This is a genomic window from Chryseobacterium sp. SIMBA_029, assembly GCF_046535275.1.
Classification (GTDB): Bacteria; Bacteroidota; Bacteroidia; order Flavobacteriales; family Weeksellaceae; genus Chryseobacterium.
This window is the reverse complement of record NZ_JAWRXA010000001.1, coordinates 365,769-381,109: the sequence shown is the minus strand read 5'-3', so window position 1 is coordinate 381,109 and position 15,341 is coordinate 365,769. Positions and strand designations below refer to the sequence as shown.

Below are 15,341 nucleotides of genomic sequence, written 5' to 3'. Positions count from 1 at the left end.
TTTGTATCTATATTTATATCCTATTCAGAATGAAAAAATTAAGTTCACTTTTTGTATTTATTTTATTATTAAAAATCAACGCTATTATGGCACAAGACAATAAAGCGCATGTATTGGTTCTGATCCATTCGGATAACGGAGGAACCTATGAACTGGCAAAAGAAATGGCCGCAGGGATTGAAAGCAGCAACCATGCATCAGCCGTTATTAAACAAGTGAAAGAATCTTCTAACCAAAAATTAAAGAACATTCCAGTAGCTACTGTAGATGAATTAGCATCTTATGACGGAATTGCTTTTGGTTCGCCCGTATACTTTGGAAATATCAGCACGGGAATGAGCGAATTTTTATCTAAAACAGTGAATTTGTGGACCACACACTCACTCGAAGGAATGCCGGCAACGGTTTTTATGTCTGCAGGAAGCGGGGCAGGTAAAGAGCTGGCATTGCAGTCGTTCTGGAACAGTCTGGCTGTTCATGGGATGGTATTGGTTTCCAACGGGATCCGCGGTACTGAAACGATGAACAAAGCTATTCCACAAGGAAATTCAGTGTTAGGAATTACCAGCATGGCTTCTTTAAAAGATGTTGAAAGACCTACGAAAGACGAACGCCTTCTGGCTCAGCTTCAGGGAAGGAATTTTGCAAAAGTGGCGGTGGCACTGAAAGGAACATTCAGTAAAAAAGAAACAATAGCGATAGAAAAACCTCTGGATTTCAAGGCGATGCTGCAGCAAAAGAATATTGTCCTGCCTCAGGTTCCTAAGCCTGCAGGGAATTACAAACCTTTTGTAAGATCCGGAAATTTAATCTTTATCAATCAGGTTGCTTTAAAAGACGGGAAAATCTTAAATCCCGGTAAACTGGGAGTAGATGTTAATGAACAGCAGGTAAAAGAGGCTACAAAAGCTACCATGCTTAATGTATTGTCTGTTCTAAATGAAGCGGTTGGCGGAGATCTCAGCAAAGTAAAACAATGTGTACAGCTGACAGGTATTTTCAATACTAAAGATGATTATACCAAACATGCCGATTTAATGAATGTAGCTTCAGACCTTACTGTAGAGGTGTTTGGAGAAAAAGGAAAACATGCAAGAGCTACACTGGGAGCATCATCTATTCCTGTGAATTCTTCTGTGGAAATACAGGCTGTTTTCGAAGTGGAGTAGATCACATTGTACTGCACACAGATTGAGCTGATAAAGCAGATTTGAAAGTTTTCCTACAAAGCAAAAAAAACGGCTTCGAGTGAATCGAAGCCGTTTTTTATATTTATACAGTTGCGTTACCTTCAACGCCATCTGAATTATTGGTTTTAGTTCCTGTAATGGCCGCAACAGCGAAACTTAACAAACTCACCAGTTTTCCGGCTTTGGTATCCCAATAATAGGTTTCTTTCGGTTCTACACGGATAATGGTAACGTTAGGATCGTCTTTACCATCAAACCAGGCTTTAGCCATAGGCGACCACTTTTCTTCGATAGTCGATTTGTCTTTATAAATAGAGGCTGTTCCAAAGACTGAAAGATACTGTGAATCGCTGTTGTTCATAAAATACAGCTGTACTCTGCGGTCTTCCTTTATTTCAAAATTTTTGTTGCTGTCTGCACTGCTGATAAACCACAGATTTCCACTGTCATCGGTTTCCTGCAGAGACATAGGGCGGGAATTCACAGGAAGGGTTTCCAGTTCCGTACAAAACATACAGATTCTTGCGCTTTCCGACAGTTCTTTAATTTTTTTAATGGCCTCAAGATGAGTAAGATTTTCTGTTGACATAATAAAATATTTTAAGTGATTTGGTTTATATTATGAATTAAATAAACTAAAAATTAATAGTTGCATTCATAACCTAAACTTCAAAAACCCGACCAAAAAAGTATAAATGTGGTATGCATTGGCGGAAAAAAAATTCAGTGATGAGTTTTTCAGAGTATAAGCTGACATTATATTCATGATAAAAGGTTGATAAAGAAAAAATGCAGAATATAGTATCGATGGGTTAAAATCATTATTTTTAACTGCAATTTATACGGTAAAAAAGTTTATCTGTATATATTATTACAAAATACAGTACTATTCTCATGGAAAATTATACGGTCGTCCTAGTGATCATGGCATTAATGATCGGAATCTCCGGATTAGCGGGTAAAACTAAAATACCCACGCCTATGCTGCTTTTAATTGCAGGAATATTGATAGGTTTTATACCTGCAATGCCTGAAATAGAGATCAATCCTGAAATTATCATGCTTCTTTTCTTACCGCCGTTACTGTATGATGCCGCTTTTAATATTTCATTTCCACAATTTAAAACCAATCTTAATACGATCAGTACGCTGGCGATAGGGCTTGTATTTTTAACTACTGCCGGAATTGCCGTACTTGCTTACTACCTCATTCCCGGGATGACCTGGCCGCTGGCATTTGTACTGGGAGCCATTCTTTCTGCGACGGATGCTGTTGCTGCGGTGGGAGTAACGAAAGGATTGGGACTTTCTCATAAAACCATTACTATTTTGGAAGGTGAAAGCCTGATCAATGATGCTTCCGCACTGGTAGCGTACCGTTTTGCAGTAGCTGCGGTAACAGGAGTTGCTTTTGTCACCTGGAAAGCTTCGTTGGAATTTATACAGGTTTTAGGCGGAGGTTTTTTGATCGGCTGGCTGATATGGAAAGGATTGTCGTTAATCATCGGGCTGTTTCGTAAGGATCATATGGTGGTGATCAGCCTCATTCTTTTAATGCCTTTTGTAACATATCTCATCGCGGAACATTTCCATGTTTCAGGGGTGATTGCCGTTGTTGTATTAGGATTGGGAATGTCGAAGCTGAGCCGGAATAAATTTCCTGATAACGTTAAAGAACAGTCCCGCAATTTCTGGGATATCATTATTTTCCTTCTTAACGGATTGATCTTCTTATTGATCGGTTTGGAATTCCCTATTGTTTTAAAAAAGATGCCTGAGCTACAGGTATGGACCTACGCAGGGTATGCATTAGTTATCGTCTTGCTCACTTTATTGATAAGATTAGTAAGAGTATATCTGCAGCAGTTCAATTTGCAGAAAGCTTTTCAGGGGAAAAGACGCATCAGCGAAGAAGCATTATTTGATTCCAAGACGAGTTTTATCATCACCTGGTCGGGCATGCGCGGAATTGTCTCACTGGCGATTGCATTGGGTCTTCCTACTACAATTAATAATGGGGAAGCATTTCCGTTGCGTAATGAAATTATTTTCCTGTCCATTGCGGTGGTACTCATTTCTCTTCTAGGACAGGGGCTTACCTTACCCTGGATTGTGAAAAAGCTTAAAATATAATATTTCAGTTACGGTATATTCTTAGGAATTTAACCGTCATTAAACCTATTTTGCGTAATTTTGATGGATGCAAATAGCACCTCCGGCATCTTTAGCATCTTATATTAAACATTATATCTTTTTGGAAAACTCCGAAAACGATATCAAAAAGCTGAGACTATTTGCTGACGGAAATACCGGACTTATTATTTCCAGTGATATTCATATCTATCAGGATGGACTGGAAAATAATTTACCGTTATCTTTTTTCTACGGACAGCCTACACAATATAAAGATCTCGTTACCAAAGGTGCATTTTCTTTCATTGTAGTGGTATTTCAGCCATATTTTCTCAACCTGCTTCTTGGAGTTTCAGCCCGTGAGATTCAAAATCAGATGATCACTGTGGAAGATGTCATAAAAAATGACTTACAGCCTTTTCAGGAAAAACTTTTTTACAAGGTTGATCCAAAGGTGATTATCCATGAACTTAATACGTATTTTACTGCGTTTTTATCTAAAAAAGCAGATTCTGATCACCATCTTATCAGGGCGGCTCAGCAATACATTCTTCATAATAAAGGAAATATTTCATTAAAAGATCTTGAGAATTTTACAGGATATTCTGAAAGACAGCTTGAAAGGAAATTCGATCATTATATTGGTATTTCCCCTAAAAAATACAGCAATATTACCCGGCTTCATTATTTTCTGAGTCTTATGAAAAGCCGCAATACAAATGAAAATATAACCAGGCTTTCTTATCATGCAGGCTACGCCGACCAGTCTCATCTCATTAAAGATTTTAAAAATAATACAGGACTTACACCAACACAGTACCTAAAAACTGAAAATAAGTTAGCCGTCAATTTTATAGAACTTCCCTGATAACAACTTATGTCGGTTTTTTACAATTTTCAGATGATCCTGCGGGGTAGCTTTGTAGAAAAAAAATGAACAACCTCAAAATTTCTACTGCACAATTTGAAAACCGAAGCGGAGACAAAGACTATAATCTTTCTATTATTGAAAAACTCTCTGGTGAAGCTGCGGCTAAAGGCTCTCATGTCATAGCATTCCACGAATGCTCTATCACAGGCTATACTTTTGCACGAAACCTTACCAAAGATCAAATGCTTGAAATTGCCGAATATATTCCGGAAGGAAGCAGTATTATAAGGCTCCAGAAAATTGCCCGAAAATTTGATATCACCGTATTAGCAGGACTTTTTGAAAAGGATAAAGATGATAATCTATTCAAAGCCTATGTTTGTGTAGATAAAAACGGATTAGTGGCAAAATATAGGAAGCTTCATCCATTTATCAATCCTAATCTGACACCAGGGAATGCCTATTGTGTGTTTGAAATTCATGGCTGGAAATGCGGTATCTTGATCTGCTACGATAATAATATCATCGAAAATGTAAGAGCGACCAAACTCTTGGGAGCAGATATTATTTTTATGCCTCATGTAACGATGTGTACGCCTTCCACAAGGCCCGGAGCAGGCTTTGTCGATCCCAAACTATGGGAAAACAGGGAAGCGGATCCCACTTCTCTGCGGTTGGAATTTGATGGAATGAAGGGCCGGGACTGGCTGATGAAATGGCTTCCTTCCAGAGCCTATGATAACGCAGCATATATCGTTTTTTCCAATCCGATTGGGATGGATGCGGATCAGCTTAAAAACGGATGCTCGATGATTATTGATCCTTTTGGAGATATCATTGCGGAATGTAGATCTTTTGACGACAGTTTTGAAACGGCTGTTGTAACTCCTGAAAAGTTGATGCAGGCTGGAGGTTATCGATACATCAAAGCCCGCAGACCGGATTTATATAGAGATATTCTTGGAAAAGAACATCATTCGGAGCAAAAAGTAGTATGGATTAATGATGAAAAATAATGGATTCTAGATCCGGATAATCAACGAATAGCAGAAAGCTATATTACTTACTGATTTATTTCAATTCCGAAGGAATGTTGTGTTTCTTTCGGAATTGTATTTATGGCAGGGTCTTTTGAAAATCGCTCCAGGCACCGCCATTGTAGACCTTTTTAAAGCCCTTTTCCTTCAGAATCTTCTCCGCTTTTACACTGCGAAGCCCATGAGAACAAACGGTGATATATACTTTCTTAGGATCAAGTTCAATATATCTTTCCCTGATCGTCCCTAAAGAAATATTAACGGAACCTTTGATATGCCCCATTTCAAACTCTTTTTCAGTTCTTACATCCAGAACTACCGCTCCGTTTTTCACCAGCTGATCTAATCCTTTATCCAGTGTCTGATACCGATACACTTTGTACAGTATGTAAACGGCGAGAATAATCCCGCAAAAAACCAATATATTCTTCATAATCTACTGAGAATTTTTTTATCAATATAAAACGTCCCAAACGGAATAAAACAGGCAAGGATCACCTTCCAGGTTGTTTCTTTAAACTTCCAGTGCTGCTCAACGCCCACACTCAGCGTATTGAACAGAAAAAGAAGAAATAAAGTTCCATGAATGGGTCCCATCATCTTTACCAAAGACGGGTTTCCAAACCCATATTTCAACGGAACGGCAATAAACACAAGGGTAAGCAGAGAAATTCCTTCTAAAATGGCAAGAATTCTTAAGCGGCCAATCTTTGTTTTGAATAAATCAATCATAATTATCTGAAATAAGGTCTGTTAGCAAAAGGGGAGAATGGCCACGGAATGGCAATGAAGATAATAACCAGGGCGGCAGAAAACCATATAAGCATTGTTTTGAACTTATCCCGGTCGGTTTTTCTTCGCTTTGATAATGCAGATCCAATCGTGATCATTACAATCGCGACTAGCATTAAAAAGATATGGATCATTCCGAAAAACAAAAGGTCAAAAGATGCTTTGGCCGTATTGAAATTTTTCCAGAAATAGCTAATAATCGGACTTTGAGAATATAAAATAATGCCTAAGATAAGCTGGATATGAGCAATCGTTGCCGTCCAGTGTCTTATAGAATCAGCCTTTTTTGAAAATTCTTTTTTTGAGAAAAATCCTCTGTATGCTGTGAACAAAGCATAGAAAAGACTTAGTAGAACCAGCCACCGGAATGTGGAATGCAGGAAGGTAAGGGTTTGGTACATGGCATAATTTTTTATCCTGCAGCAAAGGTATAATAAAAAACATACTAATTAGTATGTTTTTTGAGAAAAAAATTATTGCAATGTTTTAAAATACGACTTAAGCTGTTTTAAATAAGTGATATACGAAGACTTGTTGTTGTCTAATTTCCCTAAATTTCTAACGCCCCAATATCCTGACATCACAAAAACGGCAACGCCTTCAGCATCTGTTTGCTGTTGTATAATTCCAGCTTTTTTACCTTTCTCAATAGACTCAATCATTGCATTTTTCCATTGAAGGGAAAGTTCGTTTAAAGCTTTGGTGAATTCGATGTGCCACGGTGCCATTTCCTGGGTGAAATTGGATGCAGGACAGCCATATTCAACTTTAAGCATTTCATTTTTCATTAGTAGATTTTCTATTAACTGATAAATACCATCTAATGGATTTACAGCACTTTGTATAGGTTCAACAAAAGTATTTTTGAAGGTAGGTTTTAAGTGCTCATTAATAATAGCAAGTCCCATTTCATCTTTGGTTTTAAAGTGATAATAAAAGGCTCCTTTCGTTACCTGGGTCGTCGCAATGATCTCATCAACACTGGTCGTCTGATAACCGTTGGTATAGATCAGTTGAAATGCTCTTTGAAGAATATTTAAACGGGTGGCTGCTGATTTTTTCATAAAGATACCGGTTGGTCTTTTTTACAAAGGAACACTATTTTTTAATTAATTTCAACTAGATTTCATGAATTTCGGCGTCCGTGAACACGAAAAATTTCCCGTTTTTAGGAATGTTTTTGGTATCCAGTCCGGTAAACTCGCTGAAGGCAGGAAGAAGCAATTGATTGGGAGTGAGGACAAAACAGGGCAGCCTTATTTTTTTTATAGCAGAATGTAAAACGGTTCCCGGATGGATGTGCCCTGTAATTTGAAACTGTGGATTTTTTTTGTCAAAATCGTGGATAAAAACAATAGGATCAATTTCTAAGAGTTCTGTTTTTACATCGAGACATAATTTAGCTTCTAATGATTTTGTAAGCCGGTCGTGATTCCCTTCAACAAGATACAATTTCAGATCCGGATATTGATTTCTCCATCGGCAGAAGTCATCCACATCAGAATTGTTGCCGGCATGCAGAAGATCACCAACTACAATAAATTTTTCTACCTCAAAATAAGCCAGCAAAACTGATAGTCTTTCAAGATCATTTTTCATCACCTGATTCGCGATTGCAATTCCGTTTTTCCTGAAATGGGCTGTTTTTCCGATATGGAGATCGGAGAGGATCAGTGCTTTCTCTTTTTTCCAGTATAAAGCCCGCTGATTGGTTAAAGTAAATATTTCGTCCTGAAAGGTGATGTTTTTAGTAGCAATCTTCATTGTCTTGATCTGGTTGTCTGTTGTCTGTTGTCTGTTGTCTGTTGTTAGTGTTTGGTTTTTAGTTTTTGGTCTTTGGTCTTTGGTCTTTGGTCTTCAATCTTTATTCTTTGTTCTTTGTTCTTTGTTCTTTGTTCTTTGTTCTTTGTTCTTTGTTCTACAATAGCTAAAAGTCTGAAATCTGAAATCTCATATCTAGCATCTTGCCTCTTCTCTCTACTCCAATCCCAAATTCTTACCCGACTGAATCAAAAGCTTTTTAATCCTCGCATCTAAACTTTCACTTGAAAGGGTTTGGCGTAAGCTGTCTATTTTAATCGGGAAACTTAATGGGGTAAATGTATTGGAATATTTTAAAATAATCTTCGATTTTTCGATCCTTTTAAAAGCCTCCACCAGTCTTTGCTCCTGAAGCTGCATATTAAAAACTTCCGTGTAGGCCTGTCTTACAAGAAAATGATTGGGATCATAATCTTCCAGTACTTTAAACAGTAATCCTGCAGAGCTTTGGAGGGCTTTATTGGAACGCTGTTTTCCCGGGAAATTTTGTACGACCATTCCTGAAATCACGGCAATATCTCTGAATTTTCTTCTTGCCATTTCAGCAGCGTTGATACTGGAAATAACGTCTGTCATTAAGTTATCCCTTGTAAGAATCTGATGTAGATTATCTTCACGCACAGGAATTTCTTTATCACTGAACAGTTCAAAACCGTAATCATTCATAGCCATGGAAAATGAAATAGGAGCCCATTTTGAAATTCTGTAGGCAATGAGCGCTGCCATCACTTCATGTACCAGACGGCCCTCAAATGGATACATAAACAAGTGATATCCTTCCCGGTTTTTAATTAATTCCACCAAAAACTCATCATCTTTGGGAATGTGGGATCTTTTTTCCTGATTGGCGAGTAAAGGATGCAGAAATTTCAGTTCTTTTTCAGAAGCTTTAGGATTAAGCGCTCCTGATAGTTTTTCTCTTAAAAAACGGCCTAGATTAGAACTTAAAGGAAGTCTTCCGCCCAGATAACTTGGAGCCATCGCTTTTCCTTTCGTCAGACGAACATACACTGTCATATCTTTGATCATAGCGACTTCAAGGACTCTTCCTGCCAGAATGAATTTTTCATCCTTTTTAAGCCTTGAAATGAAGTATTCCTCAACCATGCCGATATAACCGCCTGAAATAAATTTAACTTTCAACATGGCATCGCTTACAATGGCTCCCATATTCATCCGGTGAAGCATGGCAATTTTACGGGAAATCACTTTATGCAGGCCGTCTTCCATAACAACTACTTTATGAAATTCTTCATAATTATGCAGGGCACTTCCGCCGATTGTAAGGAAATCGATCATGCTTTTCCATTCTTCATCGGTCATTTCCTGAAACGTGTACACCTGTTTGATTCTTTCACGGAGTTCATCCGGATAAAAACCATCACCAACCGCCAGGGTCATGAGAAACTGTACTAAAACATCGAAACATAAAACCTGAGGTTCACGGGGTTCTATAACCTTTTGTTTCACAGCTTCTTTTAATGCGGCAACTTCAATCAGTTCTAAAGAATGGGTAGGAACGCAATAGATTTTTGAGGTTTCAAAAGGGGAGTGGCCGCTTCGTCCGGCACGTTGTAAAAACCGGGCAACTCCTTTTGCGGAACCGATCTGAATAACCGTATCGACAGGTTTAAAATCGATTCCCAGGTCTAAAGAAGAAGTGGAAACTACTGCTTTAAGTTTTCCATTACTGAGGTTTTCTTCTATCCAGATGCGGAGATGGGCATCAATGGAGCTATGGTGGATGGCAATCTGTCCTGCAAAATCAGGATAGGCATCCAGCAGCAGCTGGTACCACATTTCGCTTTGGCTTCGGGTATTCGTAAAAACAATGGTTGATTTTGATTCCAAAATAATAGGAACCACTTTATCAGCCAGTTTACTTCCCAAATGCCCGGCCCACGGAAGAATTTCCACCTCATCAGGCAACACCGGAATAATGTCAATTTTTTTATGCTCTTTTGCGGTAATTTTCGTCTTTTTACCTTGATAAGGAACCAAAACTTCAAGGGCCTCATCAAGATTTCCAATCGTTGCTGTTATTCCCCATATTTTGATTTTAGGAACATAATGTTTAAGCTGAGAAACGGCTAATTCTACCATGACTCCTCGTTTGGAGCCTAAGAGTTCATGCCATTCATCCACGGCAATACAGTGCAGATGTTGAAAGAATCTGAGATTGTTTTTCTGAGCCAGAAGAAGGTGAAGACTTTCCGGGGTGACCACTAAAATATCTGGCATGCTTTTTATCTGTTGCTGCCTTACTTTAGGATCGGTATCACCGTTTCGGACTCCTACGACCCAGTCGAGGCCAATTTCATTCATGGCTTCATCCATCGCTTTCGCAATGTCTTTGGCCAGAGAACGTAACGGGGTAACCCAGATCATTTTAAGCCCCTTTTTGTATTGGTCGGGACGGTTGAGAAAATCTGTTACCAAGGCTAGAAAAACAGAAAAAGTTTTTCCGAAACCGGTAGGAGCAATGACCATTCCACTATATCCGTTGCCGAATTTCTTCCAGGTTTCAACCTGAAAGGCAAAAGGGGAAATGTCTTTACCAGCCATCCATTGCTGAATGATTGTAAATCCGTTGGTATTTTCAAACGCTGCCAAATTATTGTATTAATTTTTTTATTTCTTCAAGATCATCAATTTCTGCTACTGTTTTATCTTTTCTCCACCGTACAATCCTTGGGAATCTAAGGGCTACACCGCTTTTGTGGCGGCTGCTGAATCCTATTCCTTCGAAAGCGATTTCAAAAACAAGCTCTGCTTTTACAGTTCGTACGGGCCCGAATTTTTCGATCGCATTTTTATTTACAAATTTGCTGACTTCCATAATTTCTTTGTCGGTAAGTCCGGAGTAGGCTTTTGCAATAGTGACCAGCGTATCTCCATTTTTTACGGCAAAAGTATAGTCGGTATAATAGGCACTTCGTCTTCCGCTTCCTTTTTGGGCATAGATCAGTACGGCATCAATGGTGAGCGGACTGATTTTCCATTTCCACCAGTCGCCTTTTTTTCTTCCGGCATGATAGGGGGAGTTTTTTTGCTTCAGCATTAATCCTTCGCTGTTGATATCTCTTGAATTTTCTCTGATCTGCTGTAATGATTCCCATTGTGAAAAGTCAACAGCCTGAGAAAGTTTAATATTCTCCGGATTTTCATTGAGCAGTAGCTCAATCAGCATGGCGCGTCTTGCAGAAATGGGCTTTTCTCGCAAATCGGTTCCTTCAAGTTCCAGCAAATCGTAAGCGAAGACTTCAATAGGAATTTCCGAAAGCATTTTTTTGGTGATGGTTTTACGGTTTAACCGTTTCTGCAATTCGTTAAAATTTAAAACTTTACCTTCTTTTACAGCCAGTATTTCTCCGTCTAATACGAAATTACCTTTCATTGCTTTTACGGTTTCTGCAATCTCTGGAAACTGCTCGGTAACCAATTCTTCGCCTCTGGACCAGATAAATACTTCATCATTCCTGCGAATGATCTGGCCCCGGATTCCGTCCCATTTATATTCTACCAGCCATTCATCGGGTTCACCCAAATCTGCCAGTTCTTTTTCCAGCGGATAAGCGAGGCAAAAAGGATAGGGTCTGGAATTATCAGCATTTACTTTTTCAGCAGAAATCAATTCCTGAAACGAAATTTCATTGGGATGCCATTTTCCCATCATGCTGTGCATCAGTGCGCTTGGTTCCTGTCCTGAATATTTGGTAAGGGCATTGATGAGTGTTTTACCGGAAACTCCGATTCTGAAACTTCCGCCCAATAATTTATTGAAAATCAATCTTTCGGTATAATCGAGTCCGTTCCAGGATTTCAAAACAAATTCTTTTTTTTCGCTTTCTGTTTTATCTTTCATGGCAGCGATCTCATTCATCCATTCAGAAAGAGTTCGCTCTATTTTTTCAGAAGGCGGCGGCAGGATCAGCGAAAGGGTTTCTCCAAGATCACCTACGGAAGAATAGCTTTCCTGGAAAAGCCAGAAAGGAAGCCGGGTGATTTCCAGTGCCCATTCTTTCATAAAATTGGTTCCTACATTTCTCTTCGGTCTTTTTCCTGTGAATAGGGCAATAAACCATACTTTATCATCATCCGGAGCACGCTCAAGATAGTCGATAATGGCATCTATTTTAGCATTGGTTTTATTGGTGCTTTCGAGGGCGTTGATCAGTTCTGCAAAATGTCTCATGGCTCAGGATTTTCGAGGTTTTCTTTTTCAGAAGGTTCTTCATCATCTCCATAAAGGGTTTCCACGACATCGGACTGGATACCGATTTCATTTAAGTATTTTGAAAAAACTTCGGTCTGACCGTGGGTAACGTGTACAATTTCAGCTTCTGTTGCTTTTATAGCCTGCAATAATCCTTTCCAGTCTGCATGATCACTCATCGCAAAACCTGCATCGGCGCTGCGCCATCTTCTGGCACCCCGTACATGCATCCATCCTGAACAGATGGCGGTTGCAGCATCGGGTATTTTACGGATAATATTGCTGTCGAGTAAAGCGGGCGGCACTATAACAATTTCATGCTGCAATTCTTTTGGATTTTCTTTAAAATCAGCAATTTCATAGTCCGGAAGATCAATTCCGACGGATTCAAAGGCTTGATTCAGTCTCCCGATCGAGTTGTGGACATATATTTTTCCTAGTCCTTCTACTGCTTTCATGATCCGCTGTGCTTTTCCCAGTGAATATCCTATAAAAACGGAAGTTTTACTGTTTTCCTGATTTCTTAGCACCCAGTTTTGTAATTTTTTATTGAGATCTTCGACTTCCAGCCAGTTGTAGATTGGAAGTCCAAAGGTACTTTCGGTAACAAATTCATTGCATTTTACGAGTTCAAAAGGGGTACTCAGTCCATCATACTGAACTTTATAATCCCCGGAAACAACACTTACATAGCCTTTGTATTCCATTCTGATCTGGGCAGAACCAATAATGTGCCCGGCAGGATGAAAGGAAACTTTTACGCCGTTGATATTGAGAACTTCTCCGTATTCTACCGTCTGGCATTCAATATCCAGTCCGATTCTCTGATGCAGAATTGGCTTTGTAAATTGGTGGCATAAGTATTTTTTCATTCCCCAGCGGGCATGATCGGCATGACCATGGGTAATAACGGCCATATCCACAGGCCTCCAGGGATCAATATAAAATTTACCCTGCGGACAGTAGATTCCTTTGTTTGTAAATTTGATTAGTTTCAATGATGATTTGGTTTGTATTTCAATATTCAAAAATCTAACCAAATTGCTTTACATAATTCCTGAAATATCATTTATTTAAAAGGAAAATAAAGTGAAAACAAATAAAAAGAGAGTATTTTACTGCGGTAAAACACTCTCTTTTTTTATATAATACTGATCTCTTGTTTACAATATACTTTTAATAAGATCGTTGTAAGGTATGTGTACAATCACGAAAAAATCTATTTGTCCTTTTTATTTCATAGCATTATTGACTGTCTGACTATCTACAAATTGTTCAAATTTGATAATTTTTCCATTTTTCAACTTCCAGATATGGGCTACTCTTGCTTCAAAGGGCTTACCCGTTGCTTTATAGGTTCCCGTATAAGTTCCATAAGCAACCACTTTATCTTCACTCGCAACATATTCTTCCGGAGTGAATGTATAGTCTATCCATTCATTGGCCAACCGGCTGAATACATTTTTACTTATTTCTTCCAGCCCAGTATACGTTCCTGCATAAGGAAATCCTTTTGCTTCCGTCCAGGAAATATCACTGGCTGCATAGGCGGCTAAATTTTTCCCGTTTTCTTCTGAGGTCTTCCCTTCGTAAGTGCTCTTTACAATTTCAAGATTTGTCATTTTATTTTTATTTAAAGTGCAGCCCGACAATATAAAAACAATGGGCAGGTTGAAAATTAGGTATTTTACCATTTCATTTCGCCTGTATTTACTTTTGTGCCTATTTGTAAAGCGGTTTCAAAAGTAAGGTCAGGATATTCTGTTTTTATGGCTTTTATCAGCTCTTCTGAAGTTTTATTCGTTTTTAAAGCTTCTTCATAGAACTCAATATAGCTTTTGGTATGTTCCACAGCGGAAAGGTCAAACGGAGATTCAGCATTAGCGTGGGCAGGGATAACAATGGAAGGGTGTAGAGCTTCTATTGCATTCAAAATAGTAATCCAGTTGTTTCTTGAATCTGCTGTTTGTGAATCTGCCATCCAAAGGTTAAATGTTGTTCCGAAAACATTAATACCGCCAACAACAGCTTTTATAGAAGGAATCCAAATGAAAGTTCTTGATGGAAATTCTTCCAAACCAATGATTTCTAAAGGCTGTTCTTCCAGGATAATACTATTCCCTTTCAGTACCTGTGGCAGTACAATATTGGAGGTGATTGCTTTGCCTAATCTTTCTCCCCAGATATCTAATTTTTTTTGAGCAGTTGCTTTAATAGACTCTACAGTCGCCGGTGATGCATAAGCGGTAACTTCCGGGAAATATTTTTTAAATACCTCCAGACCGAAGTAGAAATCAGGATCGGTATGCGAAATATAAATTGAAGTTAGATTTTTACCAGAATTTCTGATGTGTTCCGCTACTTTTTCTGCATCAGCCAGTGTAAACTGTGCGTCAATTAATACAGCATCATTTTTTCCTGAAATAATGACAGAGGCTACTCCGAAACTGTTTTCTGATGCATTGTAGATTTCCAGTTTTAGATTTCCAACTTCAATGGTTTTGAAATTTTGTGTTGGTAGATTCATTTTGAATGTTTTTATTATTGTTATGGTACAAAGATGGTAACATTCAGTCTCTGAAAACATTGAACAAGATCAATAAATACACAAATGAATTATTTTTTGCTGATTATTTTTTTTCTTATTCTACTTAAAAATTCATGACTGATTCCTAAATAAGCCGCAATCTGAAGATTGGTAAGCCGCTGATAAAGCTGAGGATATTTTTCTATAAAGTCCACATATCGCTGATCGGCCGTTTTACTGAGGTTATCTACCATTCTTCTTTGCAACGCAGCATGGGTTTTTTGGGTCATCACCCTGAACAGTTTTTCAATTTTAGGAAGGTTTTCATAGGCAAATTCTTTGTCTTTTTTTGAAATCAGAAGAATTTCACTGTCTTCGATGGCTTCAATGAAAAGCTGAGAGGGGATTTCATTGGTAAAGCTATCAATATCAGTAATCCACCAGTTTTCCGCTGCGAAATAGAGGATTTGTTCCACGCCGTTCTGATCAAGATGATATACTTTGAAAAGTCCTTTGGTTACAAATCCTTCAAACTTACAAACTTCACCTTCTTTCAGTAAGAAATTCTTTTTTTTGATCAAATTTTGCTGAAATAGATTACAGAATACTTCTGTCTCATTTTCAGAAAGAGAAATATGGCTGGTGATGTTTTGTTTAAGAAGTTCCGTCATATGCTGTCTCCTGATTCTTATTAAAGTGAATACGAATATACAAAATCCTGTGACATTGGAGGAGTTCTGTCGGTTGCTGTTTA

General features: G+C 38.4%; 16 protein-coding genes. 4 read left to right on the top strand and 12 right to left on the bottom strand.

The window, feature by feature from the left end; all coding sequences use genetic code 11:
• Nucleotides 1-29 precede the first annotated feature (29 nt).
• A complete protein-coding gene (locus SB679_RS01840) occupies nt 30-1,169 on the top strand; it encodes an Atu1372/SO_1960 family protein (protein ID WP_410700539.1) in 1,140 nt (379 codons plus the stop codon).
• A gap of 103 nt (nt 1,170-1,272) precedes the next feature.
• On the opposite strand, the gene SB679_RS01835 is transcribed toward SB679_RS01840, so the two are convergent.
• The gene (locus tag SB679_RS01835; protein ID WP_410700538.1) at nt 1,273-1,779 is read right to left on the bottom strand and encodes a pyridoxamine 5'-phosphate oxidase family protein; all 507 of its coding nucleotides are present in this window, start codon (nt 1,777-1,779) and stop codon (nt 1,273-1,275) included.
• 305 nt (nt 1,780-2,084) lie between these two features.
• Here SB679_RS01835 and SB679_RS01830 point away from each other — a divergent pair, with 305 nt between their 5' ends.
• The 3 genes from SB679_RS01830 (at nt 2,085) to SB679_RS01820 (ending at nt 5,210) form a co-directional block, all read left to right on the top strand.
• Entirely contained in the window at nt 2,085-3,323 is a 1,239-nt protein-coding gene (locus tag SB679_RS01830) for a Na+/H+ antiporter (RefSeq protein WP_410700537.1), read from the top strand.
• Nucleotides 3,324-3,390: 67 nt separating this feature from the next.
• Nucleotides 3,391-4,191 carry an AraC family transcriptional regulator gene (locus tag SB679_RS01825; RefSeq protein WP_410700536.1) on the top strand — a complete coding sequence of 267 codons (801 nt, stop codon included), beginning with the start codon at nt 3,391-3,393 and terminating at the stop codon, nt 4,189-4,191.
• Between the two features lie 65 nt (nt 4,192-4,256).
• Complete coding sequence (locus SB679_RS01820) at nt 4,257-5,210, top strand: nitrilase family protein (protein WP_410700534.1); 954 nt, start codon at nt 4,257-4,259, stop codon at nt 5,208-5,210.
• A gap of 100 nt (nt 5,211-5,310) precedes the next feature.
• Here the strand turns inward: SB679_RS01820 and SB679_RS01815 are convergent, their stop codons facing one another.
• The 11 genes from SB679_RS01815 to SB679_RS01765 all read right to left on the bottom strand — a co-directional run bounded on the left by SB679_RS01815 (nt 5,311) and on the right by SB679_RS01765 (nt 15,258).
• Complete coding sequence (locus tag SB679_RS01815; protein WP_317739755.1) at nt 5,311-5,664, bottom strand: rhodanese-like domain-containing protein; 354 nt, start codon at nt 5,662-5,664, stop codon at nt 5,311-5,313.
• Entirely contained in the window at nt 5,661-5,963 is a 303-nt protein-coding gene (locus tag SB679_RS01810; protein ID WP_410700533.1) for a DUF3817 domain-containing protein, read from the bottom strand. The genes SB679_RS01815 and SB679_RS01810 overlap by 4 nt, the downstream gene beginning before the upstream one ends.
• A 2-nt stretch (nt 5,964-5,965) precedes the next feature.
• A complete protein-coding gene (locus SB679_RS01805; RefSeq protein WP_410700532.1) occupies nt 5,966-6,424 on the bottom strand; it encodes a hypothetical protein in 459 nt (152 codons plus the stop codon).
• A gap of 72 nt (nt 6,425-6,496) precedes the next feature.
• Nucleotides 6,497-7,087: a TetR/AcrR family transcriptional regulator gene (locus tag SB679_RS01800; protein WP_410700531.1), complete on the bottom strand. Its 591-nt coding sequence runs from the start codon at nt 7,085-7,087 to the stop codon at nt 6,497-6,499.
• A gap of 55 nt (nt 7,088-7,142) precedes the next feature.
• Entirely contained in the window at nt 7,143-7,787 is a 645-nt protein-coding gene (gene pdeM / locus SB679_RS01795) for a ligase-associated DNA damage response endonuclease PdeM (RefSeq protein WP_410700530.1), read from the bottom strand.
• 213 nt (nt 7,788-8,000) lie between these two features.
• Nucleotides 8,001-10,457 carry a ligase-associated DNA damage response DEXH box helicase gene (locus tag SB679_RS01790; RefSeq protein WP_410700529.1) on the bottom strand — a complete coding sequence of 819 codons (2,457 nt, stop codon included), beginning with the start codon at nt 10,455-10,457 and terminating at the stop codon, nt 8,001-8,003.
• Between the two features lies 1 nt (nt 10,458).
• On the bottom strand, nt 10,459-12,039 hold the full coding sequence (locus SB679_RS01785; protein WP_410700528.1) for an ATP-dependent DNA ligase: 1,581 nt from the start codon (nt 12,037-12,039) through the stop codon (nt 10,459-10,461).
• Entirely contained in the window at nt 12,036-13,058 is a 1,023-nt protein-coding gene (locus SB679_RS01780) for a ligase-associated DNA damage response exonuclease (protein ID WP_410700527.1), read from the bottom strand. The genes SB679_RS01785 and SB679_RS01780 overlap by 4 nt, the downstream gene beginning before the upstream one ends.
• A 234-nt stretch (nt 13,059-13,292) precedes the next feature.
• Nucleotides 13,293-13,682 carry a nuclear transport factor 2 family protein gene (locus SB679_RS01775; protein WP_410700526.1) on the bottom strand — a complete coding sequence of 130 codons (390 nt, stop codon included), beginning with the start codon at nt 13,680-13,682 and terminating at the stop codon, nt 13,293-13,295.
• A gap of 65 nt (nt 13,683-13,747) precedes the next feature.
• Nucleotides 13,748-14,587: an MBL fold metallo-hydrolase gene (locus SB679_RS01770; protein ID WP_410700525.1), complete on the bottom strand. Its 840-nt coding sequence runs from the start codon at nt 14,585-14,587 to the stop codon at nt 13,748-13,750.
• Nucleotides 14,588-14,676: 89 nt separating this feature from the next.
• A complete protein-coding gene (locus tag SB679_RS01765; RefSeq protein WP_410700524.1) occupies nt 14,677-15,258 on the bottom strand; it encodes a Crp/Fnr family transcriptional regulator in 582 nt (193 codons plus the stop codon).
• Between the last annotated feature and the right edge of the window lie 83 nt (nt 15,259-15,341).